This window comes from Nonomuraea sp. B10E15 (genome assembly GCF_039871615.1).
Taxonomy (GTDB): domain Bacteria; phylum Actinomycetota; class Actinomycetes; order Streptosporangiales; family Streptosporangiaceae; genus Nonomuraea.
In genome coordinates this window covers 233,268-258,547 of record NZ_JBDPMB010000011.1, presented here as the reverse complement: position 1 = coordinate 258,547, position 25,280 = coordinate 233,268, and the positions used below count along the sequence as shown (strand labels likewise).

Annotated in this window: 26 protein-coding genes, 1 tRNA gene and 1 pseudogene; 12 read left to right on the top strand and 16 right to left on the bottom strand. The window is 68.3% G+C overall.

What is annotated here, in order from left to right:
- Positions 1 to 69 precede the first annotated feature (69 nt).
- Both ABGB14_RS28835 and ABGB14_RS28830 read right to left on the bottom strand, forming a co-directional pair.
- Complete coding sequence (locus ABGB14_RS28835; RefSeq protein WP_347646955.1) at positions 70 to 1,215, bottom strand: glutathionylspermidine synthase family protein; 1,146 nt, start codon at positions 1,213 to 1,215, stop codon at positions 70 to 72.
- A gap of 3 nt (positions 1,216 to 1,218) precedes the next feature.
- Positions 1,219 to 1,620: a hypothetical protein gene (locus tag ABGB14_RS28830; protein ID WP_347646954.1), complete on the bottom strand. Its 402-nt coding sequence runs from the start codon at positions 1,618 to 1,620 to the stop codon at positions 1,219 to 1,221.
- Positions 1,621 to 1,720: 100 nt separating this feature from the next.
- Between ABGB14_RS28830 and ABGB14_RS28825 the strand changes: the two genes are divergently transcribed.
- The 3 genes from ABGB14_RS28825 (at position 1,721) to ABGB14_RS28815 (ending at position 4,036) form a co-directional block, all read left to right on the top strand.
- The gene (locus ABGB14_RS28825) at positions 1,721 to 2,743 is read left to right on the top strand and encodes a PHP domain-containing protein (protein WP_347646953.1); all 1,023 of its coding nucleotides are present in this window, start codon (positions 1,721 to 1,723) and stop codon (positions 2,741 to 2,743) included.
- 115 nt (positions 2,744 to 2,858) lie between these two features.
- Entirely contained in the window at positions 2,859 to 3,587 is a 729-nt protein-coding gene (locus tag ABGB14_RS28820; RefSeq protein ID WP_347646952.1) for a YafY family protein, read from the top strand.
- Between the two features lie 92 nt (positions 3,588 to 3,679).
- Entirely contained in the window at positions 3,680 to 4,036 is a 357-nt protein-coding gene (locus ABGB14_RS28815; protein ID WP_347646951.1) for a VOC family protein, read from the top strand.
- Between the two features lie 135 nt (positions 4,037 to 4,171).
- Here ABGB14_RS28815 and ABGB14_RS28810 read toward each other — a convergent pair whose 3' ends face one another.
- The 3 genes from ABGB14_RS28810 to aceE form a co-directional block, all read right to left on the bottom strand.
- Entirely contained in the window at positions 4,172 to 4,960 is a 789-nt protein-coding gene (locus ABGB14_RS28810; protein ID WP_347646950.1) for a maleylpyruvate isomerase family mycothiol-dependent enzyme, read from the bottom strand.
- 10 nt (positions 4,961 to 4,970) lie between these two features.
- Complete coding sequence (locus ABGB14_RS28805) at positions 4,971 to 6,467, bottom strand: alpha/beta hydrolase (protein WP_347646949.1); 1,497 nt, start codon at positions 6,465 to 6,467, stop codon at positions 4,971 to 4,973.
- A gap of 157 nt (positions 6,468 to 6,624) precedes the next feature.
- Positions 6,625 to 9,372, bottom strand: a complete 2,748-nt coding sequence (gene aceE, locus ABGB14_RS28800) for a pyruvate dehydrogenase (acetyl-transferring), homodimeric type (protein WP_347646948.1) — start codon at positions 9,370 to 9,372, stop codon at positions 6,625 to 6,627.
- A 614-nt stretch (positions 9,373 to 9,986) separates the two neighbouring features.
- Here aceE and ABGB14_RS28795 point away from each other — a divergent pair.
- The 8 genes from ABGB14_RS28795 to ABGB14_RS28760 all read left to right on the top strand — a co-directional run bounded on the left by ABGB14_RS28795 (position 9,987) and on the right by ABGB14_RS28760 (position 13,825).
- Entirely contained in the window at positions 9,987 to 10,169 is a 183-nt protein-coding gene (locus ABGB14_RS28795; protein ID WP_347646947.1) for a DUF1918 domain-containing protein, read from the top strand.
- A 9-nt stretch (positions 10,170 to 10,178) separates the two neighbouring features.
- On the top strand, positions 10,179 to 10,586 hold the full coding sequence (locus ABGB14_RS28790; RefSeq protein ID WP_347646946.1) for a secondary thiamine-phosphate synthase enzyme YjbQ: 408 nt from the start codon (positions 10,179 to 10,181) through the stop codon (positions 10,584 to 10,586).
- A 117-nt stretch (positions 10,587 to 10,703) separates the two neighbouring features.
- Positions 10,704 to 11,132: a DUF3052 domain-containing protein gene (locus tag ABGB14_RS28785; protein WP_347646945.1), complete on the top strand. Its 429-nt coding sequence runs from the start codon at positions 10,704 to 10,706 to the stop codon at positions 11,130 to 11,132.
- A 27-nt stretch (positions 11,133 to 11,159) separates the two neighbouring features.
- The gene (locus tag ABGB14_RS28780) at positions 11,160 to 11,624 is read left to right on the top strand and encodes a peroxiredoxin (protein WP_347646944.1); all 465 of its coding nucleotides are present in this window, start codon (positions 11,160 to 11,162) and stop codon (positions 11,622 to 11,624) included.
- Between the two features lie 14 nt (positions 11,625 to 11,638).
- Positions 11,639 to 11,950: a hypothetical protein gene (locus ABGB14_RS28775; RefSeq protein ID WP_347646943.1), complete on the top strand. Its 312-nt coding sequence runs from the start codon at positions 11,639 to 11,641 to the stop codon at positions 11,948 to 11,950.
- A gap of 251 nt (positions 11,951 to 12,201) precedes the next feature.
- The gene (locus tag ABGB14_RS28770; RefSeq protein WP_347646942.1) at positions 12,202 to 13,152 is read left to right on the top strand and encodes an ROK family protein; all 951 of its coding nucleotides are present in this window, start codon (positions 12,202 to 12,204) and stop codon (positions 13,150 to 13,152) included.
- A gap of 17 nt (positions 13,153 to 13,169) precedes the next feature.
- Positions 13,170 to 13,241: transfer RNA gene (locus ABGB14_RS28765), tRNA-Val, on the top strand.
- Between the two features lie 275 nt (positions 13,242 to 13,516).
- Positions 13,517 to 13,825, top strand: a complete 309-nt coding sequence (locus ABGB14_RS28760; RefSeq protein ID WP_347646941.1) for a hypothetical protein — start codon at positions 13,517 to 13,519, stop codon at positions 13,823 to 13,825.
- 382 nt (positions 13,826 to 14,207) lie between these two features.
- On the opposite strand, the gene ABGB14_RS28755 is transcribed toward ABGB14_RS28760, so the two are convergent.
- Entirely contained in the window at positions 14,208 to 15,716 is a 1,509-nt protein-coding gene (locus tag ABGB14_RS28755; protein ID WP_347646940.1) for an alpha/beta fold hydrolase, read from the bottom strand.
- Between the two features lie 607 nt (positions 15,717 to 16,323).
- Between ABGB14_RS28755 and ABGB14_RS28750 the strand changes: the two genes are divergently transcribed.
- Positions 16,324 to 16,494, top strand: a complete 171-nt coding sequence (locus ABGB14_RS28750) for a hypothetical protein (protein ID WP_347646939.1) — start codon at positions 16,324 to 16,326, stop codon at positions 16,492 to 16,494.
- 340 nt (positions 16,495 to 16,834) lie between these two features.
- Here ABGB14_RS28750 and ABGB14_RS28745 read toward each other — a convergent pair whose 3' ends face one another.
- The 10 genes and pseudogenes from ABGB14_RS28745 to ABGB14_RS28700 all read right to left on the bottom strand — a co-directional run bounded on the left by ABGB14_RS28745 (position 16,835) and on the right by ABGB14_RS28700 (position 25,273).
- The gene (locus tag ABGB14_RS28745) at positions 16,835 to 17,689 is read right to left on the bottom strand and encodes a hypothetical protein (RefSeq protein ID WP_347646938.1); all 855 of its coding nucleotides are present in this window, start codon (positions 17,687 to 17,689) and stop codon (positions 16,835 to 16,837) included.
- Between the two features lie 360 nt (positions 17,690 to 18,049).
- Positions 18,050 to 18,175, bottom strand: coding sequence for a hypothetical protein (locus ABGB14_RS28740; protein WP_347646937.1), 126 nt, complete (start codon positions 18,173 to 18,175; stop codon positions 18,050 to 18,052).
- Positions 18,176 to 18,311: 136 nt separating this feature from the next.
- On the bottom strand, positions 18,312 to 18,758 hold the full coding sequence (locus ABGB14_RS28735; protein WP_347646936.1) for a hypothetical protein: 447 nt from the start codon (positions 18,756 to 18,758) through the stop codon (positions 18,312 to 18,314).
- Positions 18,759 to 18,768: 10 nt separating this feature from the next.
- A complete protein-coding gene (locus ABGB14_RS28730; protein ID WP_347646935.1) occupies positions 18,769 to 19,278 on the bottom strand; it encodes an amidase domain-containing protein in 510 nt (169 codons plus the stop codon).
- Positions 19,279 to 19,388: 110 nt separating this feature from the next.
- Positions 19,389 to 20,163: pseudogene (locus ABGB14_RS28725) on the bottom strand (transposase family protein).
- 193 nt (positions 20,164 to 20,356) lie between these two features.
- Positions 20,357 to 20,707: a DUF1330 domain-containing protein gene (locus ABGB14_RS28720; RefSeq protein WP_347646934.1), complete on the bottom strand. Its 351-nt coding sequence runs from the start codon at positions 20,705 to 20,707 to the stop codon at positions 20,357 to 20,359.
- Between the two features lie 516 nt (positions 20,708 to 21,223).
- Entirely contained in the window at positions 21,224 to 21,751 is a 528-nt protein-coding gene (locus ABGB14_RS28715) for a GNAT family N-acetyltransferase (protein ID WP_347646933.1), read from the bottom strand.
- A gap of 192 nt (positions 21,752 to 21,943) precedes the next feature.
- Positions 21,944 to 22,282: a VOC family protein gene (locus ABGB14_RS28710; protein ID WP_347646932.1), complete on the bottom strand. Its 339-nt coding sequence runs from the start codon at positions 22,280 to 22,282 to the stop codon at positions 21,944 to 21,946.
- A 75-nt stretch (positions 22,283 to 22,357) separates the two neighbouring features.
- Positions 22,358 to 23,821 carry a hypothetical protein gene (locus ABGB14_RS28705; RefSeq protein WP_347646931.1) on the bottom strand — a complete coding sequence of 488 codons (1,464 nt, stop codon included), beginning with the start codon at positions 23,819 to 23,821 and terminating at the stop codon, positions 22,358 to 22,360.
- Between the two features lie 45 nt (positions 23,822 to 23,866).
- A complete protein-coding gene (locus ABGB14_RS28700) occupies positions 23,867 to 25,273 on the bottom strand; it encodes a glycoside hydrolase family 28 protein (protein ID WP_347646930.1) in 1,407 nt (468 codons plus the stop codon).
- Positions 25,274 to 25,280: the final 7 nt, after the last annotated feature.

The following is a 25,280-nucleotide window of genomic DNA, read 5'->3' as shown; positions in this document are numbered from 1 at the left end:
GTTCAGTTCCAATCACGGGGAGCGTGCCCGCCCGGAGCCGGGACGGGCAGATGTCGGTCGGGGAACACGTCAGTCAGCGATGCGGTGCGGGACGAACGATGAGGTGTCGTCGGTGATGAGGCCGGTGGTCTCCCTGATGCCCAGCCCGGCGGCCTCGTCGGCGACCACCCAGGCGCCGAGCACCGGCCGCTGTCCCTCGAAGGCGGGCAGCGCCTCGAAGCCCTGGAAGACGTACCCCTCGCGGCCGTAGACGCCGGGGGTCTCCTGGGTGCCCTCGGGGGTGACGATGCGCATGGAGGCTCCCTCCCTGCCGAGCAGCGGCTTGGCGATGTAGGAGGTGAGGTCACGAGGGCCGTCGAGGTAGGCGGGCATGAGGTTGGGATGGCCGGGATGGCGCTCCCACAGCAGCGCCAGCAGCGCCTTGTTGGACAGCAGGGTCTTCCACAGCGGCTCGATCCAGGTGGCGTGGCGTACGGCGTGCCGCCCGAACTCCTCGGCCAGCATCCACTCCCACGGGTAGAGCTTGAACGCCGAGCGGATCATCCGCTCCTCGACGTCGACGAAGCGGCGGTTGAGGGAGTCCCAGCCGATGTCCTCCATGGCCACGGAGACGGTCTGCAGGCCCGCCTGCTCGGCGGTCTCCTGCAGGTAGGCCACGGTCATGGCCTCCTCGCCCGTCTCGTCCATGTTGGTGAACGCGAAGTGCGTGGGACCGGGCGGCAGCCCCAGCCGCGTCCAGCGCTCGATGAGCCGCTCGTGCACGGAGTTCCACTGGTCGCCGCCGGGGTGCGCGTCCTGCAGCCAGAACCACTGGATCACCGACGACTCCACCAGGGAGGTGGGCGTGTCGGCGTTGTACTCCAGCAGCCTGGCCGGGCCCGTGCCGTCGTAGCGCAGGTCGAAGCGGGCGTACAGGTGGGGGTCGCGGCGCTCCCACGAGCGCGCGACGTCCTCCCACGCCCATTCGGGGATGGCGAAGTCGGCGAAGCGGCCTGCCGAGACCACGTGCTCGACAGCGCTCAGGCACATGGCGTGCAGCTCCTCGACCTGCTCCTCCAGCTCCTCGACCTCGTCCATCGAGAAGACGTAGTGGACGGACTCGTCCCAGTAGGGGCGGCTCAGCCCCGACGGGTGCGCGGCCTTGTGGTAAGCCAGGCCCTGGCTCTCGATCGTCTCTTCCCAGCCTGGCCTGGGAGTGCCGTGCTCGCGCCGCACCTGTCAGCCCCCGCCGCCCCACTTGCTGCCGAAGCCGCCTCGCTGGATGGATTTGCCGTTGCGGGTGTTGATGTCGATGTTGGACGGCCGGTAGGTGGTACCGCCGCGCACGCGGTTGCCGACCCGGGTGCCGCCGTAGTACCAGAGGTAGGCCCCTCGCGATCCGCCGTAGTAGTGCGTGCCGCCGTCGTCGTCATCGTCGCAGAAGTCGTCGTCGACGATCTGGTAGCTGCCGTCGTCGAGCCGCATGACGCAGTCGGCGGTGACCTCCTCGTCGTCCTGCACGGCCGCGCAGTAGCCGACCAGCATGACGGACAGGACGCCGAGGATCGTGAGAGGGATGGCTTTCGACGCCTTGCGCGGAGGCCGCGGAGGCGAGTGGTGGGTGGGCGGCGGTGGTGCCATCAAGCTCCTGCTTTCATGGGCCGATTACTCTAGCGGCGGCGTCCGTCCGTGTTCAATGAGTAATTAGTGCATCTCGATTTATTTCGGCTATGGAGGGTGTATGGATCCGGTCACGGCCCTGCGCGAGATCGCCTTCCTGCTGGAGCGCGCAGGCGAGCCCACCTACCGTGTACGGGCATTCCGCCGCGCCGCCGCGGTCGTCGCCGACCTCCCCGAGGACGAGCTCGTGCGGCTGGCCCGCACCGATGGGCTCGGCGACCTGCCGGGCATCGGCAAGGTCACCGCTCTTGTGGTCAACGAAAGTCTCGATGGCCAGGTTCCGACCTACCTGCGAAGGTTGCACGCCACGGAGGGCGTCGAGCTCGACGCCGAGACGGCCGCGCTGCGCACGGCGCTGAAAGGTGACCTGCACAGCCACTCCGACTGGTCGGACGGCGGGTCGCCGATCGAGGAGATGGCCGAGACCGCCGCCGGGCTCGGCCACGACTATCTGGCGCTGACCGACCACTCGCCCCGCCTGACGGTGGCCAAGGGCCTCTCGGCCGAGCGCCTGGAGCGCCAGCTGGGCGTGGTGGCCGAGCTGAACGAGCGCCTGGCCCCGTTCAGGGTCCTGACCGGCATCGAGGTGGACATCAACCCGGACGGCTCGCTCGACCAGGAGCGGGAGCTGCTCGAACGGCTCGACGTGGTGGTGGCCAGCGTGCACTCCAAGCTCCGCATGGACCGCGCGGACATGACCCGCAGGATGGTCACCGCCATCGCCGACCCTCTCGTGGACGTGCTGGGGCACTGCACCGGCCGGGTGGTTCGGGCCGGCGGGCGGCGCGGGGAGCGCAGGCCGGAGTCGGAGTTCGAGGCGGAGCTGGTGTTCGAGGCGTGCCGGCGGTTCGGGGTGGCGGTCGAGATCAACTCGCGGCCCGACCGGCTCGACCCGCCCAAGCGGCTGATGCGGCTGGCGTACGAGATGGGGTGCGTCTTCGCGATCGACTCCGACGCGCACGCCCCGGGACAGCTCGACTGGCAGCGGTACGGCTGCGAGCGGGCGGCCATGTGCGGCATCGAGGCGGAGCGCCTCGTCAACGCCTGGTCCCTGGACAGGCTCCTCGACTGGACCCGGGCCTGACGCTCCGGACACCCTCCCTCCGATCGTCAGATCTTTGTAGTCCTGCGGTGAGGCAGGGGTTGCCGGGCGCCGCGGAGCCCCGCGGTTGTCGGTGGCGCGGCGTAGCGTCGCGGATGTGAACCGTACCGACCGGCTCTACGCGCTCGTCGAAGACCTGCGCGCCATCGCGCCGCGCTGCCGCTCCGCCCGCGAGCTCGCCGGGCGGTTCGAGGTGAGCGTGCGCACGATCGAGCGCGACATCACCGCGCTGCAGGAGTCCGGCGTCCCGATCTACGCCCAGCCGGGCCGCAAGGGCGGTTACGCCATCGACAAGAAGATGTCCCTTCCCCCGCTCAACTTCAGCCCGGCCGAGGCGGTGGCGATCGCGGTGGCGCTCAGCCAGGCCGGCGACCAGCCCTTCGGCCGTCAGGCCCGCAGCGCGTTACGCAAGGTGGTGGCCGCGATGCCGGGGCCCGAGGGCGAGCTCGCCAGAGAGCTGGCCCGGCGGGTGCAGCTCGTCCAGCCGCCCGACCAGCCCGCCGCCGGCATCCAGCCCCTGGGCGCCGAGGGCATCTCCCGGGCCATCGAGGAGGCGCTGCTGCGCCGCCGCGTGCTCAGGCTCGACTACGCCGACGCCAAGGGCGCGCTGACCTCGCGCGACGTCGAGCCGGGGGTGTTCCTGGGCGGGCGTGGCGGTTTCTGGTATCTCGTGGCGTGGTGCCGGCTCCGCGACGACGTACGCGTCTTCCGCCTCGACCGCATCGCCTCCGCCACCGTCACCGGCGAGCGCTGCCCCGAGCGCCCGCTCGAGGGGTTCGCCACGGACGTGCCTGAGATGGTCGTCCACGGCACCACCCTCGACTGAACTCGTGCTCGAAAAATCAAGAGGAAACACCGACATAGGGTTGTCGCTCCGCCGTTAGATCGTTGTCCTGTTCGAAAGCTGAGGAGACGATGATGGACAACACGGTGACGTGGTTCGAGGTCGCGAGCGACGACCCGGAGAGCGCCGAGAGGTTTTACGGCGGCCTGTTCGGCTGGGCCTTCACCGGAGAGGGCGGCCCGATCGACTACCGCACGATCAGCCGGCCGGGCGGCGAGCAGCCGATGGGCGGGCTGTTCAACACCAAGGGCGAGTTCCCCAACCACGCGATCTTCCACGTGCAGGTGGCCGACGTCGAGGAGACCTGCGCCAGGAGTGAGTCGCTCGGCGGCAAGGTGCTGATGAAGGTGATCGACGACGGTGCCGGCACCGATTTCGCCTACGTGAGCGACGTGTCCGGCAGCGTCTTCGGGGTCTTCCACCGCAGGTGATCACCGGGCTCGGGCCGGGGGAGCGCCTTCCCCGCGACCACCGGCCCCCGCCCGGGCCGCTCCGCGCGGAGCGGTTCACCATGACGCCCTGGACACGCCGCCGATCGCCGAGCGGCGGCGCGTCCAGGGCGATCGTCAGAAGTCGACGGCGGACAGCCAGCGGCCGAGGAGGTCGCGGTCGCCGTGCACGGTCAGGTCGACGGGTGAGCGCCTGCCATAGAGCATGAGCAGCAGATCCGAGACCGGGCCCTGGACGGCGGTGTCGCCCTTGGCGTGGCCGCGCGCCCAGGTGATCTTCCCGGCGGGGCCCTGCGTGATGGTCCACTCGCCCTCGCCGTCGCTCGCGTGGAGGTGGATCGTGGCCCCCTCCACACCGAGCCCGGCCAGCGACGGGGTGACCCAGGCGGCGTGCGGCAGGTTGTGCAGGAATTCCTCGACGCCGTCGATGGCGGTCTCCGCCGGGACGACCGGGTCGAGGCCGAGTGCGAGCTCGGCGTCGACCCGGTGGACCACCAGCTCGAAGAGCATCCGGCGTGTCCACCACGCGGCCCGCCGGTCCGGGCCCCAGGTCCACACCTCCAGCTCCGGATCGGTGGTGCGCAGCGTGTCCAGCAGCTCGGCGGCCCCCGCCATCAGCCAGCCGGGGTCGCCGCTCCGCCCCTCGGCCAGCCCGCTCGGCACCTGCCGCGACCAGATCTTCTCTTGCACCTGGTTGCGCAGCACGTGGACCGCCCAGCGATGGGTCCGGCCGACATGAGTGATCAGCTCCGCGAGCGTCCATTCCGGACATGTCGGCACCGCCACCGACAGGTCGCCGGCTAGGGCGGCAAGGCGCGCGGCCTCGGTCTCTATCCCCGCGATGCGCGCGTTACGCGACTTGTTCTCCGTCTCCTGGCCCGTGCTCCGAGCGTTGTTCTGCGTCACCTGGCCCAGCCTAGGCCGCCGGGCAACTGGCGCCCTTCTCGGGCACCTTGCCGTCGAGCAGGTACGCGTCCACGAGCCCGCGCACGCACTTGCTGCCCGACAGGTACGCCCCGTGCCCCTCGCCCTCGTACGTCACCAGCGTGGCCGTCCTGAGCTGGGCCGTCAGCTTGGGCGCCCACTGGTACGGCGTGGCCGGGTCGCCCTTGCCGCCCACCACCACGATCGGCGCGGACCCGGTGGCGTCCACGTGCCGCGCCTGGTTGCTGCCCTTGATCGGCCAGACCCGGCACAACCCGCCCGAGCCCTCGCTGCCGAACAGCGGCGAGATCTTCAGCGCCGCCGCCTCGGTGCGCCGCAGGTCGGCCTTGCTGGGGCGCTCCGCGGTGTCGGCGCAGGTGATGGCGGGGAAGCTGGTCATCTGCGTGGAGTAGGTGCCGTCGTCCCTGCGCCCGGTGTAGTTGTCGGCGAGGTAGAGCAGCGCCTCGCCGTTGCCTTTGAGCCCTTCGCTGAGCGACTGCTCCAGGAACGGCCAGGTCAGCTCGGAGTAGAGGGCGGCGGCCACGGCGGTGGAGGCCAGCCCCTGCGTCAGCGTGCGGCCGTGAACGTTGAGCGGCTTGGTGGTCAGCTGCCTCAACAGGTTCTCGACGTTGCGGTTGGCGGTGGCCTCGTCCTTGCCGAGCGCGCACGTGCTCTTGACGCACGAGCGCAGGAAGCTCTCGTACGCCCGCTGGAAGCCGCGCGTCTGGGCGAGCGTGCGCTGCTCGAACGAGACCGTCGGGTCGAGCGGCGCGTCGAGCACCATCCGGCCCACGTTGTGGGGGAACTCGGTGGCGTAGACGGCGCCGAGCTGCGTGCCGTACGACATGCCGACGTAGTTGAGCTTGGAGTCGCCCACGGCGGCACGGATGCGGTCCATGTCGCGGCTGGCGTTCACGGTGCCGACGTGGGGCAGGATCTTGCCGGAGTCGCGCTCGCAGAGCTCGGCGAACCTCTTGTTGGCCGCCGTGGCGCGCCGGTGCGTCTCCTCGTTGGGGGGCAGCGTGTTCAGCGAAGTGTACGCCTCCAGCTCGGAGGCGTCGCCGCAGCGCACGCCCGAGCTGCGGTCGACGCCGCGCGGGTCGAAGCTGATCAGGTCGTAGCGGGCCCGCAGCGTGGTGAGCGCCTTGGCCGCCTGGTCGAGCGTGTCGACACCGGAAGCGCCCGGGCCGCCGAAGTTGAACACCACGGATCCGAGCCGCTTGTCCTTGCCGGTGGCGGGCAGCTTGATGAGCGCCAGGTCGAGCTGCTCGCCGTCGGGTTTGTCGTAGTCGAGCGGCACGGCGAGCGTGCCGCACCGCACGGAGGGGTCCTGGCGCGCGGGAGGCTCACCATCGGGACGCTCGATGTCGGTGCACGGCCCCCAGTCGATCGTGGCGGTCTCGCCGGGGGCGTCCGTGGCGGGCTCGGCTGGTGCGGTGGAGCAGCCGGCTGCGGTCACGAGCAGGGCGGCGGCTAGGACACGTCGCATATCGATGGAACTTCCCCTCGTCTCTCAAGGGGGAAGTAGTGCCCACAATACGTGACCGTGCACCAAACCCGGGTGAGGCGGCGCGTATCCACCCGGGTCGCGCCGCGACGGCGGCGCTCCCACGAGGACCTCGCGGGAGCGCCGCCGTCGGGACGGGTCAGACGCCCATCGACTGCGTGTCGTTGCTCTCGGCGCCGCCCGCCTCGGTGACGCCGTTCTTCAGGTGGTAGCGGGCGATGGCCTCGCGCAGCACCTCGCCGCCGAGCTCACCCTGCTTGACCAGGCTGGACAGCACGGCCAGCGTGATCGACGCCGCGTCCACGTGGAAGTGGCGGCGCAGCGCCGAACGGGTGTCGGACAGGCCGAACCCGTCGGTGCCCAGCGAGGACCAGTCACCCGGCACCCACTGCGCGATCTGGTCCTGTACGGCCTTCATGTAGTCGCTGACCCCCACGAACGGCCCGCGGGCCTGCGACAACACCTGCGTCACGTAGGGGACGCGCCGCTCGGCGTCGGGGTTGAGGAGGTTGTGCTCCTCGCAGGCGAGGGCCTCGCGGCGCAGCTCGGTCCACGACGTCGCCGACCACACGTCGGCCGACACGCCCCAGTCCTCGGCCAGCAGCCGCTGCGCCTCCATCGCCCACGGGCCGGCGACGCCCGAGGACAGGATGTTGGCCTTCGGCCCCTGCGTCTGAGGCCCCTCGGCGAACTTGTAGAGGCCCTTGAGCAGGCCCTGCACGTCGATGTGCGGGGGCTGCGCCGGCTGCAGGTAGGGCTCGTTGTAGACGGTCAGGTAGTAGAAGATGTCCTCCGGCTGGTCGCCGTACATCCTCCTGAGGCCGTCCTTGACGATGTGGGCCACCTCGAACGCCCAGGACGGGTCGTAGATGACCGCGGCCGGGTTGGTCGAGCCGATGAGCGGGGTGTGGCCGTCCTCGTGCTGCAGGCCCTCGCCGTTGAGCGTGGTGCGGCCCGCGGTGGCGCCGAGCAGGAAGCCGCGGCCCATCTGGTCGCCCAGGGCCCACATCTGGTCGCCGGTGCGCTGGAACCCGAACATCGAGTAGAAGATGTAGATCGGGATCATGTGCTCGCCGTGCGTGGCGTACGACGTGCCGGCGGCGATGGTCGAGGCCATCGACCCCGACTCGCTGATGCCCTCGTGCAGGATCTGCCCCTGCACCGCCTCCTTGTAGGACAGCAGCAGCTCCCTGTCGACGGCCTCGTAGGTCTGGCCGTGCGGCGAGTAGATCTTCGCCGTCGGGAACATGGCGTCGAGGCCGAACGTGCGGGCCTCGTCCGGGATGATCGGCACGAACCTGTGACCGATCTCCTTGTCGCGCATCAGGTCCTTCAGCAGCCGTACGAACGCCATCGTGGTGGCGACCTGCTGCTTGCCGGAACCCTTGCCGAAGGCGTTGTAGACGTCGTCGCCGGGCAGCTTGACCGGCTTGGCGCGGACGACCCGTTTGGGCAGCACGCCGCCGAGCGCGGCGCGGCGCTCCATCATGTACTGGATCTCGGGGTCGTTCTCGCCCGGGTGGAAGTAGGGGGGCAGCTCGCCCTCGAGCGCGGAGTCGGGGATCGGCAGGTAGAGCCGGTCGCGGAACTCCTTGAGCTCGGCCTTGGTGAGCTTCTTCATCTGGTGGGTGGCGTTGCGGGCCTCGAAGTCCTTGCCCAGCGTCCAGCCCTTGATGGTCTGGGCGAGGATCACCGTCGGCTGGCCGACGTGCTCGCGGGCCGCCTTGAACGCGGCGTAGACCTTGCGGTAGTCGTGGCCGCCGCGCGACAGCTTGCGGATGTCGTCGTCGGTCAGGTGCTCGGCCATCTTGCGCAGGCGCGGGTCGGAGCCGAAGAAGTGCTCGCGGATGTAGGCGCCCGACTCGACGGAGTAGGTCTGGAACTGGCCGTCGGGCGTCGTGTTCATCTGGTTGACCAGCACGCCGTCGACGTCGGCCGCCAGCAGCGGGTCCCAGTCGCGGCCCCACACGACCTTGATGACGTTCCAGCCGGCGCCGCGGAAGTAGGACTCCAGCTCCTGGATGATCTTGCCGTTGCCGCGCACCGGGCCGTCGAGCCGCTGCAGGTTGCAGTTGATCACGAACGTGAGGTTGTCGAGCTCCTCGCGCGCCGCCACGCCGATGGCGCCGAGCGACTCGGGCTCGTCCATCTCGCCGTCGCCCAGGAACGCCCACACGTGGCTGCGGCTGGTGTCCTTGATCTGCCGGTTGAGCAGGTAGCGGTTGAAGCGCGCCTGGTAGATCGCGCCGATCGGGCCCAGGCCCATGGAGACCGTCGGGAACTCCCAGAAGTCGGGCATCAGCCGCGGGTGGGGATAGGAGGGCAGGCCGTGGAAGCCGTGCGACAGCTCCTGGCGGAACGCGTCGAGCTGGCTCTCGTTGAGCCGGCCTTCGAGGAAGGCGCGGGCGTAGATGCCCGGCGCGGCGTGCCCCTGGAAGAAGACCTGGTCGCCCGACTCGCCGTGGTCCTTGCCGCGGAAGAAGTGGTTGAAGCCCACTTCGTAGAGCGACGCGGCCGAGGCGTAGGTGGCGATGTGGCCGCCCACGTTGGTGCGGGCGTTGGCCCTCGACACCATGATGGCCGCGTTCCAGCGGATGTAGGCGCGGATGCGGCGCTCGACGTGCTCGTCACCCGGGAACCAGGGCTCGCGCTCCGGCGGGATCGTGTTGATGTAGTCGGTGCTGCGCAAGCCCGGCACGCCGACCTGGTGCTCACGGGCCCGTTCGAGCATGCGGAGCATCAGGTAGCGGGCTCTGGTGCGGCCTTCGGTCTTGACGACGTTGTCGAGAGACTCGAGCCACTCGTTGGTCTCACTGGGATCGACATCAGGCAGCTGGCTGGGTAGGCCGTCGCTGATGATCGAGAATCGCTGGCGTCCGGAAGCCACTGGGTCTCGCCTTCCGAGGTGGACTGATGACTGGTCTGGGTCGCCTTCCATCCTGGTCGCTAGACGTAGAAAACGCATCTCTACTCGCCGGTAACCAGGGTGTCCCTGCTGGCAGGAGGGGTGCCGATGGCCTAGACCACCGATGGTAGGACGAATCTCGCCACAGGTTACATCCCGGGAGCAATTTAACAAGACCGGAAAACGGACGAAATTTCGCCCATATGGCCTGGATCGGTCCCGGGGGCTCGCCGTACGTGAACCTGCCCTGAAGAGGCGGGCGTACGCGCCTGGCGCTGTGCCGCGCGAGTCTAGCCCCCGTCCGGTGCCGCCCACGGACAGGGGGCGGGCGCCGGGCTCTCCTCTATTAGAGGCGCGCGCGTGGAGACGTCTCCCGTACCGGTGATCTTCAGATTCTGCCCTCGGGGGTCAGGTGTTCGCTCACAGGTGAATCGTCGGAGAGGGAGTGCGCCGCGGGGTCGGCGCGCCGGGCGCCCATGGTCCGAGCTGCGTAACATTTTGGTCATATTTCGGCTTGTCATCGCTCTGGGCGCAAAAAATCCCTTGTCTCCAGATCCGGTCTTTTCTTGAGGCTTTCGGAGTATCAGGCTGGAGGTATGAAGGCGACGGCAGGCGACCGGCTCCTGATGCACGGAAATATCGTTGGCGAAAGGGACCGGGTCGGAGTAATCGTGGAGGTCCAAGGCCCGGACGGCGGGCCTCCCTACATGGTGCGGTTCGACGACGGGCACACGGGGCTGGTCTTTCCCGGTCCTGATGCGGTCGTTGTCCGTAAGTAAGATTTTCTTGTGAAATCTCAAATCATCTCTGTGGCCACCGGTTCACGGGAGACGGTGCACGACATCACGGCCGAATGCGCCGACTTTGTACGCGCGCAGGGTGACGACGGGCTGCTGCACATTTTCGTGCCGCACGCCACGGCCGGGGTCGCCCTGCTCGAGCTGGGGTCACGCAGCGACGACGACCTGCTCGCCGCGCTGCGCGACCTGCTGCCGCCCGACGACCGGTGGCGTCACGCGCACGGTTCGCCCGGGCACGGAAGGTCACACGTCATGCCCGCGCTGATCCCGCCCTATGCCACGATCCCCGTGCTGGGCGGGAGAATGGCGCTGGGCACCTGGCAGTCCGTGGCCCTGGTCGACCTGAACGTCGACAACCCGCAACGCCAGGTTCGGCTGTCGTTTTTGTCTGATTGATTCTGACCGACCACGGCCGTACCCGTGGCGACCGTTGACGACTGAGGGTCACAGCGTGTGGACTGTGCCGAAGCGATAAACCGCATAAGCGGGGCCACTCAAGCAGGAGGGATAAACGTGAGCGCGACCGCGGGTCAGGCGCAGGGCGAGCGCGGCCTGGCCGAACGACTCGGCCTCAAGCCGGGTCAGGTGGTGCAGGAGATCGGTTGGGACGAGGACGTCGATGACGAGCTTCGCGACTCCATCGAAGACCTGACCGGCAACGAGCTGCTGGACGAGGAGAGTGACGACGTCGTCGACGTGGCGCTGCTGTGGTGGCGCGACGGCGACGGAGACCTCTTCGACGCACTGACCAACGCCATGCGATCACTCGCCGAGGGCGGCCAGATCTGGCTGCTGACTCCCAAGGCCGGGCGCGATGGCCACGTGGAGCCGAGCGACATCGGGGAGGATGCCACGACCGCGGGTCTCTCGCAGACCAGCAGCATCTCCGCAGCCCCCGACTGGTCAGGCACGAGGCTCGTGACGCCCAAGGGCCGACGGTAGGAGCTCGAGCGCCCGCCGTGCGGCAGGATGGTTCCCGTGAACGCACATCCTGCCGAGGTCGGCGCCCAGGCTCCTGATTTCGAGCTGCAGGACCAGCACGGCACGCCGGTGCGCCTGTCCCAGTTCCGGGGCGCCAATGTCGTGCTGGTCTTCTACCCGCTCGCCTTCAGCGGGATCTGCCACGGCGAGCTGTCCGCGCTGCGCGACACCCCGCTCGACGGGGCACACCTGCTGACCGTCTCGGTCGACTCCATGTTCACCCACCGCGCGTGGGCGGATCGTGAGGGTTACACCTTCCCGCTCCTCTCCGATTTCTGGCCACACGGACAGGTCGCGCGGGCGTACGGTGTCTTCGATGAGGCGAAGGGGCTCGCGCTACGGGGGACCTTCATCATCGACGGCGAGGGCTTGATCCGGTGGAAGGTGGTCAATCCGACCTCCACCGCACGTGACGTCGCCGACTACGTGAAGGCACTCGCCGACATCTCTTGACTTCGGAGGCAACGATGCCCTGCTACCGCTGCGGGGCCCGGCAGACCGACCCGGTGCGCGGCGCCAGCCCGTGGCAGCGCGGGGTGCGCAACGAGTCCCAGGTGCTGATCTGCCCGGACTGTCAACGGCTGCACGACCACGACCTGGACGCGTGCTCCACCTGCGGGTCCGCGGCGCTGATCTGCCGGCTGGGCGAGGTGGAGTGCCGATCGTGCGGGGCCGTGCGGATGGCCCGCTCCGATGCGCTGACGGTATCGGTGGCGCCGCCGCCGGGGCTCTCCGCGGAGGTGGAGGCGGCGCTCAACAGGGTCCTCGGGCGCGCCTGAGCCGCTTCTGGGCGGCCGGACGGTTCGATGCCGGATGGTTCTCCCCTTGTTGGTGGACAGGCCCTCAGGCGTACACCTGGGCCCTTCCGGCGCGTGTCGGGGGAGTCTGGCGTGCACGGTCGGAGGGTTCCGTCCGGGCCACTGCATGGAGCACCGGCCCGCGGGAACGACCGTCTGCGCGTGCCCGCTACGTTCAGTGCTTCAACAGCGCCTTTCCGGACATGTGATGAGCTGCGCTATCGTCTCCTCTCGTGTCCGCAAAGAGTTCGTTCGTCGTAGCGCTCGACGTCGGTGGCACGTCCATGAAGGGCGGCCTGGTCAGCGAGTCCGGCGCGGTGCTGCTGAGCGAGCGGCGCCCGACCCCGCGGGCTGAGGGCCCGGAGGCGGTCGTGGCCGCCATCTCCGGCTTCATCGGTCACCTCGCCGGCTCGGGCGACGGCGACCCGGCAGGTGTCGGTCTGGCCGTTCCCGGCCTGGTGTCCGACAACTCCGCCGTCTACGCCGCCAACCTGGGCTGGCGCGACGTTCCCGCCACGGACTTCACCGCCCTGGACATCCCGGTCATGCTCGGGCACGACGTACGCACGGGCGGCCTCGCGGAGAGCATCCTCGGCGCGGGCCAGGGCGTTGCCGACTTCCTCTTCCTGCCCATCGGCACGGGCATCGCCGGCGCCTCGATCATTCACGGCGAACCGTACGGCGGCTCCGCCGGCTGGGCCGGCGAGATCGGCCACACCCCGGTCTTCCCGGACGGCGAAGAGTGCGCGTGCGGCCAGTTCGGCTGCCTGGAGACGTACGCCTCGGCCGCCTCGGTGGGGCGCCGCTACGGCGAGCGGGCGGGCGTGGAAAACGTCAAGGCCGAGCAGGTCGTCTCCTCCGACGACCCGATCGCCATCGAGGTCTGGGACGAGGCCGTGGAAGCCCTGTCGCTGGCGCTGGCCACGTACACACTCCTGCTGGACCCCTCACTTATCGTCCTCGGCGGCGGCCTGGCGGAGGCGGGCCCCGCCCTCTTCGACCCGGTACGCACCCGTCTCGTCAAGCGCCTGGCCTTCCGCGACGCCCCACCCCTGGTCCCGGCGGCGCTCGGGGTGGACGCGGGGATGCTGGGGGCGGCCCTGCTCGGCTGGCGCGCGGCAGGCCGTCCTGAGCTGGGACCAGGGTGGACGGCGGATGTGCGATCGGCGCCGATGGTGTCGTAAGGTGTAGTGCCGATCAGGGGCGGTTAGCTCAGCGGTAGAGCACTCGCCTTACAAGCGAGGGGTCACTGGTTCGAACCCAGTACCGCCCACCTGCACCAAGAAGCCCGCAGCGATCATGCTACGGGGCTGTCGTGCCATTAGCTCACGCGGACGAGCGCGCCTGAAGAGTGAGCATTCAGAAGTGCGTGATCATGCTGACGTGAGCGGCATCCGAGGGATGGGATGATCGTCGGGTGCCGAGGACCCCGGATCGCCGCCCGTCATACGACGAGTTGGCCTCGCTCGTGGTCCGGCAGATGGAGACGATCGAGGCCCAACGGGAGACGATCGCCCGGTTGGAAGCGACGGTAGACAGCATGTTCCGGTGGAGCGCTGCGCTCAGCTGATCGCCGATGTCACCGGTGCCCGGGTCTCGCCCGGCTGGGTGTCGTCCGTCCTGTCCGAGGCCGCCGCCCTGGTCGCCGACAGCATCACCGTGATCCGCGCGCTGCGCCCGGTCAAGACCAAGATGAAGATCTCCGGCTGCCACCAATCCGAAGATGGCGCCGCGCACTGGCTGACCGTCCGCTCCTATCTCGACAGCGCCCGCAATCACGGGCTGAGCGCCTTGGAGGCGATCCTCCGTGCCTTCACCGGCAACCTGTGGATGCCGCCCGTCGCACTTGATGCCTGATCAGCACGCATCACCCAGCGTCACAGAACCGTCTGCCAGGTCGCGGCCTCACCCCGACGATCGCCGATCTCCCGCTGCAGATCCAGCGCGACCGCGGGGTGAACGAGGGCTCCGTCATGGTCGCCCAGCTGGGTGTGGAGCCAGCCGAGGTTGTCCAGCGCGCGGCCTGGCCGATCCGGTCTCCGCCCTTCTCGTGCACCAGCAGCGCTTGCCGGCGTGGTCGAGCGCTGTCTGCTGGTGACCCCGCACCCACACCACCCAGGCCGCGCCTGGTACTGGCACGTGGCCCTGGCGGCGGCGCGGGCCGGGGTCACGATGAGGGCTGATGCAGCGGACACCTGTGGGGAGCGGGTGTCCACCGCACCTTGATCGGTTGCGGGGGTCAGACGCGGTTGCGGGTCTCGGCCGATTCCGGCAGCGGCATCCCTGAGCAGGTGGTGGTGCGCTTCCCGGTCTCGAAGTAGTCGACCAGCTTCTCGATGCAGCCGGGCGCCTGGAAGGCGGAGCCGTGCACATCGTCGTCGATGGTCACCACGGTCCCGCCGATGGCCTCGCGCATGGCGGGCGTGGCCTCGTACGGCGACATGCTCTCGTGGAGGTGGCCGGAGAGCATCAGCGAGCCGCCGAAGGGCCGCAGGTCCGTCTTCTGTACCGACAACGGCCACCCCGCGCACGGCGCGACGTAGGGAGTCGCCGCCACCGTCCGCCCGGTCACCGGGTAACGCTGCACACGCTTCTGATAGGCGTTCCACCACGACTCGAACGTGCGCTCGCCCATCTCCTCGTTGCATTGGAACGCCAGGTTCGCCGTGAGCTCCCTGCCGTCCTGCTGGGGGCCGAACATCTTCTTGACCGCCGGCGGCGCGGTCGGGCCCTCGGCGTCGACCAGTTCCTTGAGCACCTGGGCGGCCTTTGGCCACTGTGTACTGGGCCGGACCGCGGCCTCGGCGATCAGCGTCCCGTCCACGGTGAGCCCGATGTCGGTGAATCTCAGCGGATCGGCGTCGTACGCCTCTTGCATGTCCTCAAGCGCCGCCACCACGTCCTTCGTGGTCGTGCCGAACCCGTAGGTGTCGTCGCGCTCCGCGATCCACGCGGCCATCCGCTGGAAGTTGCGGTGAGCGGCCTTGGCCCCGGCCTCCACCCCGGTGTCCCTCCTGTGGTCGGGTGAGGCGACGCTGTCCAGCCACATCCGGTCCACCTTGCCGGGGAAGAGGCTGCCCAGCACCGCGCCGAGCCAGGAGCCCCAGGAGCCGGCGAGGAAGCTGATCTTCGGCTCGCCAAGCGCGGCGCGGATCCTGTCGATGTCACGGGCCACGTTCGCGGCCGTGACCTGTTCGAGGAATTCGGGATTCGACTGGGCGCACTGCCGGTTTATCTTGACCGTCTCGGCGTAGGCCTTCCTGGCGTGTTCCTCGGTGACTGGGCCCGGCGGGCGTTCGCTCCCTTGACCTTCGGGGCACGCGACTTTCGTACTGGAGCCGACGCCTCGCGGGTCGATTCCGATCAGGTCGTAGCGCTCGTCCAGCTCCGCCCCATTCGTGACGATCCGGTGGGGCATCAGATAGCCGGACCCGCCGGGGCCCCCGGGGTTGAACGCCAGGCTGCCCCGACGGTGTTTCTGGTCAGCCGCCTTCAACCTGGTCAGGGCGATGCTGATCTGCTTGCCCGCCGGGTCGTCATAGTCCAGGGGAACGCTGATCGTCCCGCACTCGGTACGGCCGAGCAGTTGCCTGTACTCCTCGAATTTCTCCTCCGACACGCCCAACCGGCGCAGGTCCTCGTCGGAGTATTCCGGGCACTCCTGCCACTCGATGGCAGGCGCCCTGGCCGCGCCTTCCACCTCGCCGATGGCCGCCGAGACGGGCGTAGCGACGACGAGAGAACTCATCAGCAACGCTCCTGAAAGGAGACCGGCCGAACGGGCCGTCGCCGCACGATTCATGGGTTGATTCCTTCCACGGGGAACGAGAGCGACCTGGCCGGACCAGAGGTCCCGCGGCACACCGGTTTCGACGTTCGTACTATCCGGCCACAGCGGCCGTTTCCTCGCTGTTTCCAGAAAAGGCAGCGCGCGCCGTCGGCTCGGCTTGTCGGTCGAGGTCAAGCCATGGTTCTCCCGGTGCAACGAGGAAGGCGAACGGTTCGACATACCCCTTGGACACCAGGACAAGGCCGAGACTCGAGATCCGGGATAGGCGCGGGATGAATCGCGAACTGTCGGTGCCGCGGTCGATCAGAAGCGCAGGTCGTACGTAGACGTGCTCGGCGACTTCAGTCCGGTCAATGTCCGGTCGATGGCCTGGCCCTGGGAGGCATCCAACGCAAACTATGGATCATGTGTTCGCATGCACCTCAAGACCGGAGGGCAAGACCATGCCACGAACGCTCCAGAAGATCACACTCACCGCCATCGGCTACTCGCTGGTGCTGGATTCAGCGTGGCTGCCACGGCGCCCGCACAGGCTGACCGGTACGACTGTGAGTCGTATCTGTTCGTGAAGGGCTACATCGTCAGGCAGGCCCACAAGGACGTCTGCCGGCGGACCGAGCTGAACGAGGGCCAGATCGGAAACCACGTCAGCTGCATCATCGACCTCGAGCGCTTGACCCCGGGCGGCATGCGCGAGGGGGAAGCTGCGGAGGCGTGCCGTCGGGCAGTGTTGTAGACGAGGCAAACAGCAAGGGCTCGAACCCCGGCATCAGGGAGGTTCGGGCCCTTCGTCGTTCCAGGGGTTTGGACCCAACCAGCTGAGCAGCCCTCACAAGACAGCGCCGCCAGCACCGAGCATTCGTGAGGAGCGCAGCGGGCCACGTTGATCCGTCCGCAAGCATGAGTGCGGCGACGACCGTGATGGCGCTGGAGGCTGCGAGAACGATTCCCGCCTCGTGGATCACCGCGCCTCTCGTCTCACCCTGCGATCACACGTACTTGGCTCCCCGGCCACCGTGGCTTTTGACCAGGACAAGCCAAGCGGACCAGGGCCAGGGCGCCCACGCCGCGGTACGTCAAGACCCCACCTGCTTGAGGAAGCCCTCCAGGACCACCAAGCCCTGCCCGTACTTCGCATCGACCTCGCGCTGCAGCTCCGGCGTGACCACCCAGACCGCGATCTTGACGTGTCCTTCCCACTCGTCCACCGAGGCCGAGTACGTGTCCTTTATTTCCTTCTGCGCTCTCTCTTGGAGCGCCCGCAACTCCGTCTCTGTGCGCTGAGCACGGCTCAGGCACAGCGCACCGCCCCAGACCTCACGGATCGCGGGCTCCCGGGTGCTCGGGTCACCGGTGAAGCGCAGGTTCAGCACCAGTCGCTTGGGGTCGTTGGCGTGTCGCTCCACAGATCTACGGTCACGGGAGTCATAGCCCTCGATCTCCTCGAGGTAGCTCTGGTCCAGCCAACTGCCCGCGTACCCGGGAAGCTTCTGAGCCTTGGCGATCGCGTCCGCCATCGCCTCCTGAGTCGCCTTCGCGGGGGCGACGGGGCGCCAGCCGCCTGTTGGCTTGGGGCAGGGTGTGGTGAGGTCGGATCGGCTACGCGGGGCATCGTGGTGCTCGGCGGGGCGCGGCGGCTCGGTGAGCCTCAACCTCTTACCGTCCCAGGTGCCGACTACGTGGTAACTGCCCCAGCGCACGCCGTTCCGGGCAGAGTGCTCAACCGCGTTCCAGTCCCATCCGATGATGTCGGGCCCGCCGCATTGAGGCGGCAGGGACTGAGCAACGATGGCGCAGAGTTGGGGGCCGTGCTGTTGGTCGGCGAGCACGGTACCGTCGGCCTGGTACTGGATTGTGGGAACGGTGGCCGCAGGTGCCGGCCCACAGGCGGCGAGCGTCACGAGCACGGCTAAGAGCCAGATGCCTTTCATGCATCTAGGACGGGCGGAAACGATCAGTGGTTCACGGTTTCACGCTCTCCGGAGAAGGCTTTCCATGGATGCCTCGTGGGAGCCACCCGAACGGATGGTCCTCGGTTCTCGGCGGCGATCAGCCCCGACACCAGGTGGGAAGACATGTGTCCGTATGGGTGTGCCATTCGCGTGCCATTAGCTTCGGCTGACTGCTTCCGCGTTGATGGGGACGACCTTGGGAAGGTGCAGGTTGGCTCCTCGACTGGCCGATCTTGGGCTTCGTGCCATCAGGTGGTGCGGGGATCTCGCTCTCAGCCGCCTTTGTGATCTTGGTGTTCCTCGCGTCGGCGCTTCCGGTCGGCTTCCGCCGTCCTGTGCTCAGGGGTCGCGCGGGATGATCTGATCGTCCGCCGCCGTCATGAGCACTGCCCTGCGCGGAGCCATCGCCGCCGCCAGCACCGGCAACCGCCACACCATCGCCGGACGCTCCGGCGCCGAACGCATCGACAGCTACTCATGAGGGCCGGCGATGGAATGCCTCCGCATAATGGTGTGATCGCCTCAACCCAGGGTGGCCTATTCTTGCCGTGGCAAGACCGATCCATGCTGAGCCGGCAGGTCCCGCGGAAAGCGCAACTCACTAGGAGTTGGTGGGGCGTTCAGTCGATGCTGTCGTCTGGTTCGAGGGCAGAGTGGGATTCCTTCCCAGCGTGATGAACCAGCGTTCACCTTCTCTGGACAGGTGCAGCGTCTCGCTGTAGGCGCCATTCGCACCTACTCCCACCACCTGAGCCTTGGCCGCCTTCGGCGTGATCTCACTCCGGATGTCGATTGACGTGATCCGGATGTTCCGGCCGCCGTAGGTGTGGACGCGTTGCCGTATATCGGTGGATGCGTCGTTGCCTGGAGGTGCAAGCCGCGCGATGGCCTGATCGTCGGAGCGATTCAGCGCGTGGATGTATTGATCAACGGCGATTCGAGGGCTGGAGGCGCCACTCTCGGACTGGGGGGCACAGCCGATCAAGGCCAAGCATCCGTTGAGGACCGAGGCGATCCTCAACCGGATGCCCTTGTTGCGCTTGTCCATATCTCGGACTCTACGTCCGATGGGCGTAGTAGGTCGTGCCGTCTCCGTAAGCAGCGATAATGCTGCTAAGCGGCTTGTCCTTGGTGTCCGCGCCGTGACAAGTCATATACAGCTCGTCCACGCCATCGCCGCCTATGCCGATGTCGGTAACGTTCATTGAGTGGCTGATACTGCCATTGCTGTCGCTGTCGATCTGAAGAACGTCCGCTATGCCCACGTGCCAGGCATTCGTTAATCCAGTGACGCGTCCGGACCACTCCCTGGCGAACTGAAACCAGTTATGTGCGGCTGCCCACGTATAAGTTGTGGTCGCCACTAGGTCCCCGCAGAACCATTCCTTGGGGCTTGTGCGATCTTCTCCTGGCCATGCACCGGGTTCTTGCCAGTCGCCGGTTTTGAGGATTTGTGACAGGAAGTTGGTGCAGTCGCCGACTTCTCCGCCGTAAGTACGGTGATTGGGGTTGTAGTTGTAGACGTGACGGTACGCGTAGTCGATTATGGCGGTATAGTCATAGGCCAAATGCTTCGCATCTGACGAACTGTATCCCGGCGCGAGTTTGTCGGGCCGCGCGATGGACTTGTGCCGGCTCGGTGCTGCTTGCAGGTCGTGTCAACGAACCCATTTCATCCTCAGGCGGCCTGGGCGACGCGGTGATTCTTAAGGACGGCGATGGCCTTGCAGAGGTGACCGGCCTTGGAAGGGCTGCAGCGTAGCTTGCGGAGGATCTTCCAGCTCTTCAGCTGGGCGTTCGCGCGTTCACCAGGTCCGCGAAGGCGGGCGTGGGAGCGGTTGGCCTGCTTGTGCGACTCGGGCTTGCCCTTGCCCTTGTACGGGATGACGACCGGGCCTTCCGCGCCCTGATAGGCCTTGTCGGCCAGGGTGATGATGCCCGCCTTCTCCAGCGCGCGCAGGATGCCCCACATCCGGGCGGCGCTCAGATCATGTTCCTTGCCCGGCAGCGCTCCCGAGGTCCACAGGATCGTCCCGTCCGGCGAGGCGATGACCTGCACGTTCATGCCGTGCACGCGATGCTTGCCGGAGAAATACGGCCGATCGGCGGCGATCCGGTCGGTGTGGATCAGCGTGCCGTCCAGGACGAGGTAGTGCAGCCCGTCCCGCTGGGCCTTCCGCAAGGCCTGCTCAAGCTCCGGCGAGCGCGCCGACAGCAGCGTCACGGTCTCCTCCACATAACGCCAGGCTGTCGCCGTGGACACCCCCGAAACCGGCCCCGAGTTCGTTGAACGTCTCGCCTTTGCGCAGGTAGACCAGCACCAGCAACGCCTGCTGGCCGGGGTTCAGCCGCCGCCGGAGCGACCCGATCGCCTTACGGTGGCGCCGGATCATCCCGGCGACGTAGTTCAGGGTCTGAGGCGACAAATCGACGGCAGCACGATAGAAAAGCACCGGAAGCTCCTGGTTGCGACGGTGTGGGTTGTGGTGATCAACCCGTCTACCAGGAGCTTCTGTACGTCACCGGCCGAACACCGGCATCGCGATCATGCTGTGACCAGGGGCGCTCGCTAAGTGGCCCCGCCCGTAAGCCGTTCGGGGGTCAGCGGCTGAGGTGGAGATAGCCATTGTCATCCCGGACGCTGACCTACGCGGGCAGGGCCGCCGCCTCCCGTATGGCGGTGACGGCCGCCGTTGGGATGTAGTTCTCGGGCACGCCGTCGACCATGATGATGTCGCCCTCGATGCGCCGCGAGCGCAGCGGCGCGATCTCCCGGTACGCGGGAGAATCCCACCACGCCCGTGCCTCGGCGATCCCCGGGAACCCGATCATCACGACATGTCCGGGCCAGTTGCCTTCCTTCACCTCGTGCTGGGTGGCGTGGACGAGGTAACGGCCGCCGTACGGCTCGAAGGTGGTGGGGAGCCGTTCGATGTACTCGGCAATCTCCGGGTGCGGGGCTGCCTCCTGCAGGTGGGCGATGACGTAAGCCGGCATGGTGTCCTCCCGGTGAAGTGGTGTTCGGTGCGCTGCCGATCCTGACACGCCCTTCGTAGGCAGGGCGATTACCTGGCAGGTAGGCGATCTGGCATCGCAGGCCGACTTGTGGCATTCGTTTGAGCCGGTTCTCGATGATCGCCTGAAGGTGGTCGATGCCGTGGGCGGCGAGGTTGCCCAGGATGGCGACATCGCCGGCCTCTCGCGTCCGCACAGCACTCAGCTCTACGTCAACCCCCGAAGGATTCACGGAGCCAACACTAAGGAGCCTGAAAAAGGTTCAATGTGCGAGCTTTATGGGGTTGTCCGCGGACTCTGCGGTGGTAAGGAGCGGGTGACCTGGCGAAATGCTCTCTTTTGACTCAAGCGGCGGCGCCCCGCGCCGCGCTGCGGCCGGGGGCCGGTCACGGCGCGGGGTTCCGCGTAACCGTCGGCGGCGCCGAGTTCCCATGTCGTGGGAGCTGCGAAGTGAACCGCTCAAAGCCGAGCCCCGTGCCTTTCGGGGCGGTGGCAGGATCAAGATTTCGTGGTCGGGACCCAGTAGCGACGCTTTTGCGCGGTGATGTCGAGCAGTTGTCCGCCGTTGGCTTCGATGACCCGTTGCGAGGCAATATTGGTCTTGTCGCACATGACCAAAGCCTGAGAGATGCCTAGAGACCGGGCGATCGGCAGCGCTGCGGCGAGCATGGCCGTCGCGTGACCCTGGCGACGTGCGCCAGGGCGGACGTCATAGCCGATGTGGCCGCCGAACATCTCCAGCGCCGGGGTGAGCCGGTGACGGATGGCCAATCTGCCGAGGAATTGCTCGCGGTCGACCCACCACAGGGTGGTCATCGGTACGAATCCGGGGCGCACCCCCGATGAGTTCCGCTCGTCGACCAAGCGCGCGGTGTACGCCTCGAAGGCCGCCGGGTCCACCAGAGCCTGCGGGTCGACATCGTCGACGAACCAGGGAACCGGATAGTCAGGGTCGGCGCGGAACTCCGCCACCGCGGCCAGGAACGACGTCAGCATCTTGCCGATCGGCTCGATGAACTCCGGCATGGCGACCATGATGCCCGCGAGGGTGGGCGGTGCCAAGCGGGTATCCGTCCCAGCGACGTCGTCGCCTCATGGGCGCGTGAAGGACCAGCGGTCCTCCACTAGCTCGTCGCGGTGTCAGGACGGTCGCGGTGGTAACAGAAGAAACCCGTACCGGCATACCTGGAATGGAGCACGCCGGGCGGTTTCACCCGATCAGGGCGCCTCGGCGAGTGACAGGCTGTTTCCGTCCGGGTCCAGCACGACGACATGGCGCACGCCGTTGCCGTAGGTCTCCACCGGTTCGTGGCTGGTGCCGTGGGTGGCGAGGCGGGCCAGGATGTCGTCGAGACCGGTCACCCCGAGCGTGATCATGGCTCTTCCCACCCGCTCGGCTCCAGCGCCCCGGTCGTCGACGACGACCCACGCGTTCTCGCCGACCTGCCACAGGTATTCCTCGCCGATGACCTCGTCCGCGGGGCGGCCGAAGAACACCCCGAACCATTCCAGCGACTTCGTACGGTCGCTCACCGGCATGACGCTGTACAGGTCCACGTGGACCACTCCTTCCGATCGTGTCGGACGTTGGACCACTCCCGTGACCGGAACTCATCGGTAAACGTCCTCGAGTCAACGAATCCGCGTGGGGTGAGCGCCGGGCGCGGAGAGGGCGCCGCGGGTCTGCTCGCGTACGAGGAGGGCGCCGAGAGCTGCGGCGACGATCGGCAGCCCGGCGACCACCGCAGCGATCACCGGCCACGGGGTGGGGAAGGGCACTCGTGGCGGTGAATTCCACGAGGTCGCCGCCGTCAACGGCCAGCTCAGCAACATCCCGACGGGGCACCCGGCGACCGCGCCCAGCACCGTGCCGCACGCCGCGCCCAGTCCTGCGCGACAGGCGCCGAACCACCGGAGCGCCGCGGCCGAGCCGTCACCTGCCCGCGCCAGAACACGGCCTGCCCGCGGGCTCGTGGCCCCGCCTCCGCCGGCGGCCAGAGCGCTGCCGAGGGCGACGAGAAGGACCGCGGCGACGACGGCCGTCCAGCCGGTCCAGGGCTGGAACCCCCGTTCCACAGAGGTTTCCGCGACGCCACCCAGCCGGGCGTCGAGCCGCTCCTTCTCGCTCGCCGAGACGCGGTGGACGGAGGGATCGACGATCAGCTCGCCGGGTTCCAGCTGATGGCCGAGGTCCCGGATCACCTTTGCCGGGACGAAGATCGTCTCCATGTGCGGATCGGCGGTCCTGGCGACGACGGCCGGAAGGGTGTTGACCGTCGGCGAATCGCCGATGTTGATCGTGACCGAGCCGACCTTCACGTCGGCGGTGGTGACCACCACCGCCGTGCCCTCGTCGTACGGCGTCGACCGGTCACCCGTGAGATACCGCAGCAGCGCCTCGTCGCCGATGACCGCGTCCGGGTAGACGCTCCCTCCCGGCCGGTCGAGGCCGTCGACATGCGCGCCGACACGCGAAGGGGGACGGGGGAGCTGCGTCTCGGCTGATGGCACGCCGGGTAACTCCCGCTGCATCGCCGTGCGTACGGCGTCCATGTCCGCCGGCGAAAGAGGGCTCACCAGGAGGGCGCCGGGCCGGGCTCGCGGGAGGTAGTCGGCCCTGAGCTGGGCCGTCGCGCCGACCGCGATGATCGTCAACGCGATTCCGAACGCCGTCGCCATCGCGGTCAGCGTGATCGCCGGAGCCGTCGACGTGCGACGAGCGGCCAGGTCGCGGACCGCCAGGCGAACGGGCAGCGGCAGCCGTTCCGCGTACCGGCCGAGCACGTCCAGCAGCCGCGAGGCGAAGGGGCCCAGCCCGATGAGAACCAGGCCCGCGCCCATGAGAGTCGCCGCGGTGAATTCGGCCCGTGCGAAGAGGCCGTAGCGCGAGTCCGTACGCGCCGGCCACGCGCCGGACGCCATCAGCCAGACGCCGACGAACGACACGAACATGCCCCCGAGGACGTAGGCCCGGTGTATGCGCGCATGGCGGGACCGTGGCGCGGACAACATCGCCGTCGTCACCGACAGTGACGCGGACATCCCGAGTACGGTCACCATCCCGGCGATCGCCAGGGGCGTGGTTTCGAAGATCATGGCGGAATGGTAGTGAGAGCCGGCCGGAGCCCTCCCGTCCCGCGGTCAGGGCACGGTCAGCGGCTCGCCGTTGGCGGTGACGTTCTTGAGCACCAGGTCCTCGACGTGCTCGACGACGATCGGCGTCGCGGTGGCGCCGAAGTCCACGTCGGTCAGCGTGACCCCGCGGATCGGGGCGTCGGCGTAACCGCGCAGGTTGAGTGCCCGGTTGGCGGTCCGTACGGTCACGTCCCGCACGTCGATCCCGCCCACCTCGGGGTTGAATCCGTGGCCGGGTCCCTCTTCGTAGTTGAAGTTGATGTCGATGACCGAGCCGCCCACCTGGCCGATCTCGAGGTCCCTGGCGTGGAAGCCCTCGATGAACCCGCCGCGTACGGAGTTCGTCTTGAAGCGCAGGGCGATGTCGAGGTTGGGGCTGGACATCGCGCAGTCCCTGATGAAGACCTCGCGTACGCCGCCGGACATCTCGCTGCCGATCGTCATGCCGCCGTGACCGTCGCGGAAGGTGCAGTTCTCGACGACGATGTGCTCGCTGGGCACGTTCACGCGGCGGCCGTCCGCGTTGCGTCCCGACTTGATCGCGATGCAGTCGTCGCCGGTGTCGAACGTGCAGCCGCGGATCACCACCATCCGGCTCGACTCGGGGTTGCAACCGTCGTTGTTCGGGCCGTGCGACTCGACCGTGACGTTCTGCACGAGAACGTTCTGCGAGAGCGTGGGGTGGATCTCCCACATCGGTGAGTTGACGATGGTGACGCCCTCGACGAGCACGTTGTCGCACCGGTAGGGCTGGACGAAGGACGGACGCAGGTAGCCGCCCTCGCCGTATCTCCGCCGCGTGACCGGCACGCCCTGCTCGGCCTGGGCGAACAGCGCGGCCCTGGCCTCGGCCTGGTGGGGCTCGCCCGGCTCCCAGCCGTCGTCGCCCGACCCCTTCCACGGCCACCAGTGATCGTGGTTGGCCTGCCCGTCGAGCACGCCTGACCCGGTCACCGCGATGTTCCGCTGGCCGTAGGCGTAGATCAGCGGGGAGTAGTTGTAGAGTTCGACGCCCTCGAACCTGGTCAGCACCAGCGGGAGGTACGCCTTCGGGTCGGTGCTGAACAGCAGCCTGGCGCCCGCGGTGACGTGCAGGTCGACGTTGCTCAGCAGGTGGATCGCGCCGGTCAGGAACCGCCCTTCCGGCACGTCCACGTGCCCGCCGCCCGCCGCGTGGCAGGCCCTGATCGCGGAGCGGATGGCTTTCGTGCAGTCCGTCACCCCGTCGCCGGTCGCGCCGAAGTCCCGGATGTCGAACCGGCGTCGCGGGAATCTCGGCCCGCGCACCCTGGCCACGATGTGGTTCGCCCGCGCCCACGGATCGGGCGTGGCGTGTACGGCGCGCGCGTCGAGGATCGGGACGGCGAGGGCGGACATCGCCATGGCGCGCATGGCGTTGCGGCGGCTCAACATGGGGCGG

Bases quoted from the DNA above. Each gene is read 5' to 3' on its own strand.
- ABGB14_RS28830 (WP_347646954.1), bottom strand. From the start codon at position 1,620: ATGGCACCACCGCCGCCCACCCACCACTCGCCTCCGCGGCCTCCGCGC.
- ABGB14_RS28825 (WP_347646953.1), top strand. From the start codon at position 1,721: ATGGATCCGGTCACGGCCCTGCGCGAGATCGCCTTCCTGCTGGAGCGC.
- ABGB14_RS28815 (WP_347646951.1), top strand. From the start codon at position 3,680: ATGGACAACACGGTGACGTGGTTCGAGGTCGCGAGCGACGACCCGGAG.
- ABGB14_RS28805 (WP_347646949.1), bottom strand. From the start codon at position 6,467: ATGCGACGTGTCCTAGCCGCCGCCCTGCTCGTGACCGCAGCCGGCTGC.
- ABGB14_RS28795 (WP_347646947.1), top strand. From the start codon at position 9,987: ATGAAGGCGACGGCAGGCGACCGGCTCCTGATGCACGGAAATATCGTT.
- ABGB14_RS28780 (WP_347646944.1), top strand. From the start codon at position 11,160: ATGGTTCCCGTGAACGCACATCCTGCCGAGGTCGGCGCCCAGGCTCCT.
- ABGB14_RS28775 (WP_347646943.1), top strand. From the start codon at position 11,639: ATGCCCTGCTACCGCTGCGGGGCCCGGCAGACCGACCCGGTGCGCGGC.
- ABGB14_RS28755 (WP_347646940.1), bottom strand. From the start codon at position 15,716: ATGAGTTCTCTCGTCGTCGCTACGCCCGTCTCGGCGGCCATCGGCGAG.
- ABGB14_RS28745 (WP_347646938.1), bottom strand. From the start codon at position 17,689: ATGAAAGGCATCTGGCTCTTAGCCGTGCTCGTGACGCTCGCCGCCTGT.
- ABGB14_RS28740 (WP_347646937.1), bottom strand. From the start codon at position 18,175: ATGCGTTCGGCGCCGGAGCGTCCGGCGATGGTGTGGCGGTTGCCGGTG.
- ABGB14_RS28735 (WP_347646936.1), bottom strand. From the start codon at position 18,758: ATGGACAAGCGCAACAAGGGCATCCGGTTGAGGATCGCCTCGGTCCTC.
- ABGB14_RS28720 (WP_347646934.1), bottom strand. From the start codon at position 20,707: ATGCCGGCTTACGTCATCGCCCACCTGCAGGAGGCAGCCCCGCACCCG.
- ABGB14_RS28715 (WP_347646933.1), bottom strand. From the start codon at position 21,751: ATGCCGGAGTTCATCGAGCCGATCGGCAAGATGCTGACGTCGTTCCTG.
- ABGB14_RS28705 (WP_347646931.1), bottom strand. From the start codon at position 23,821: ATGATCTTCGAAACCACGCCCCTGGCGATCGCCGGGATGGTGACCGTA.
- ABGB14_RS28700 (WP_347646930.1), bottom strand. From the start codon at position 25,273: ATGTTGAGCCGCCGCAACGCCATGCGCGCCATGGCGATGTCCGCCCTC.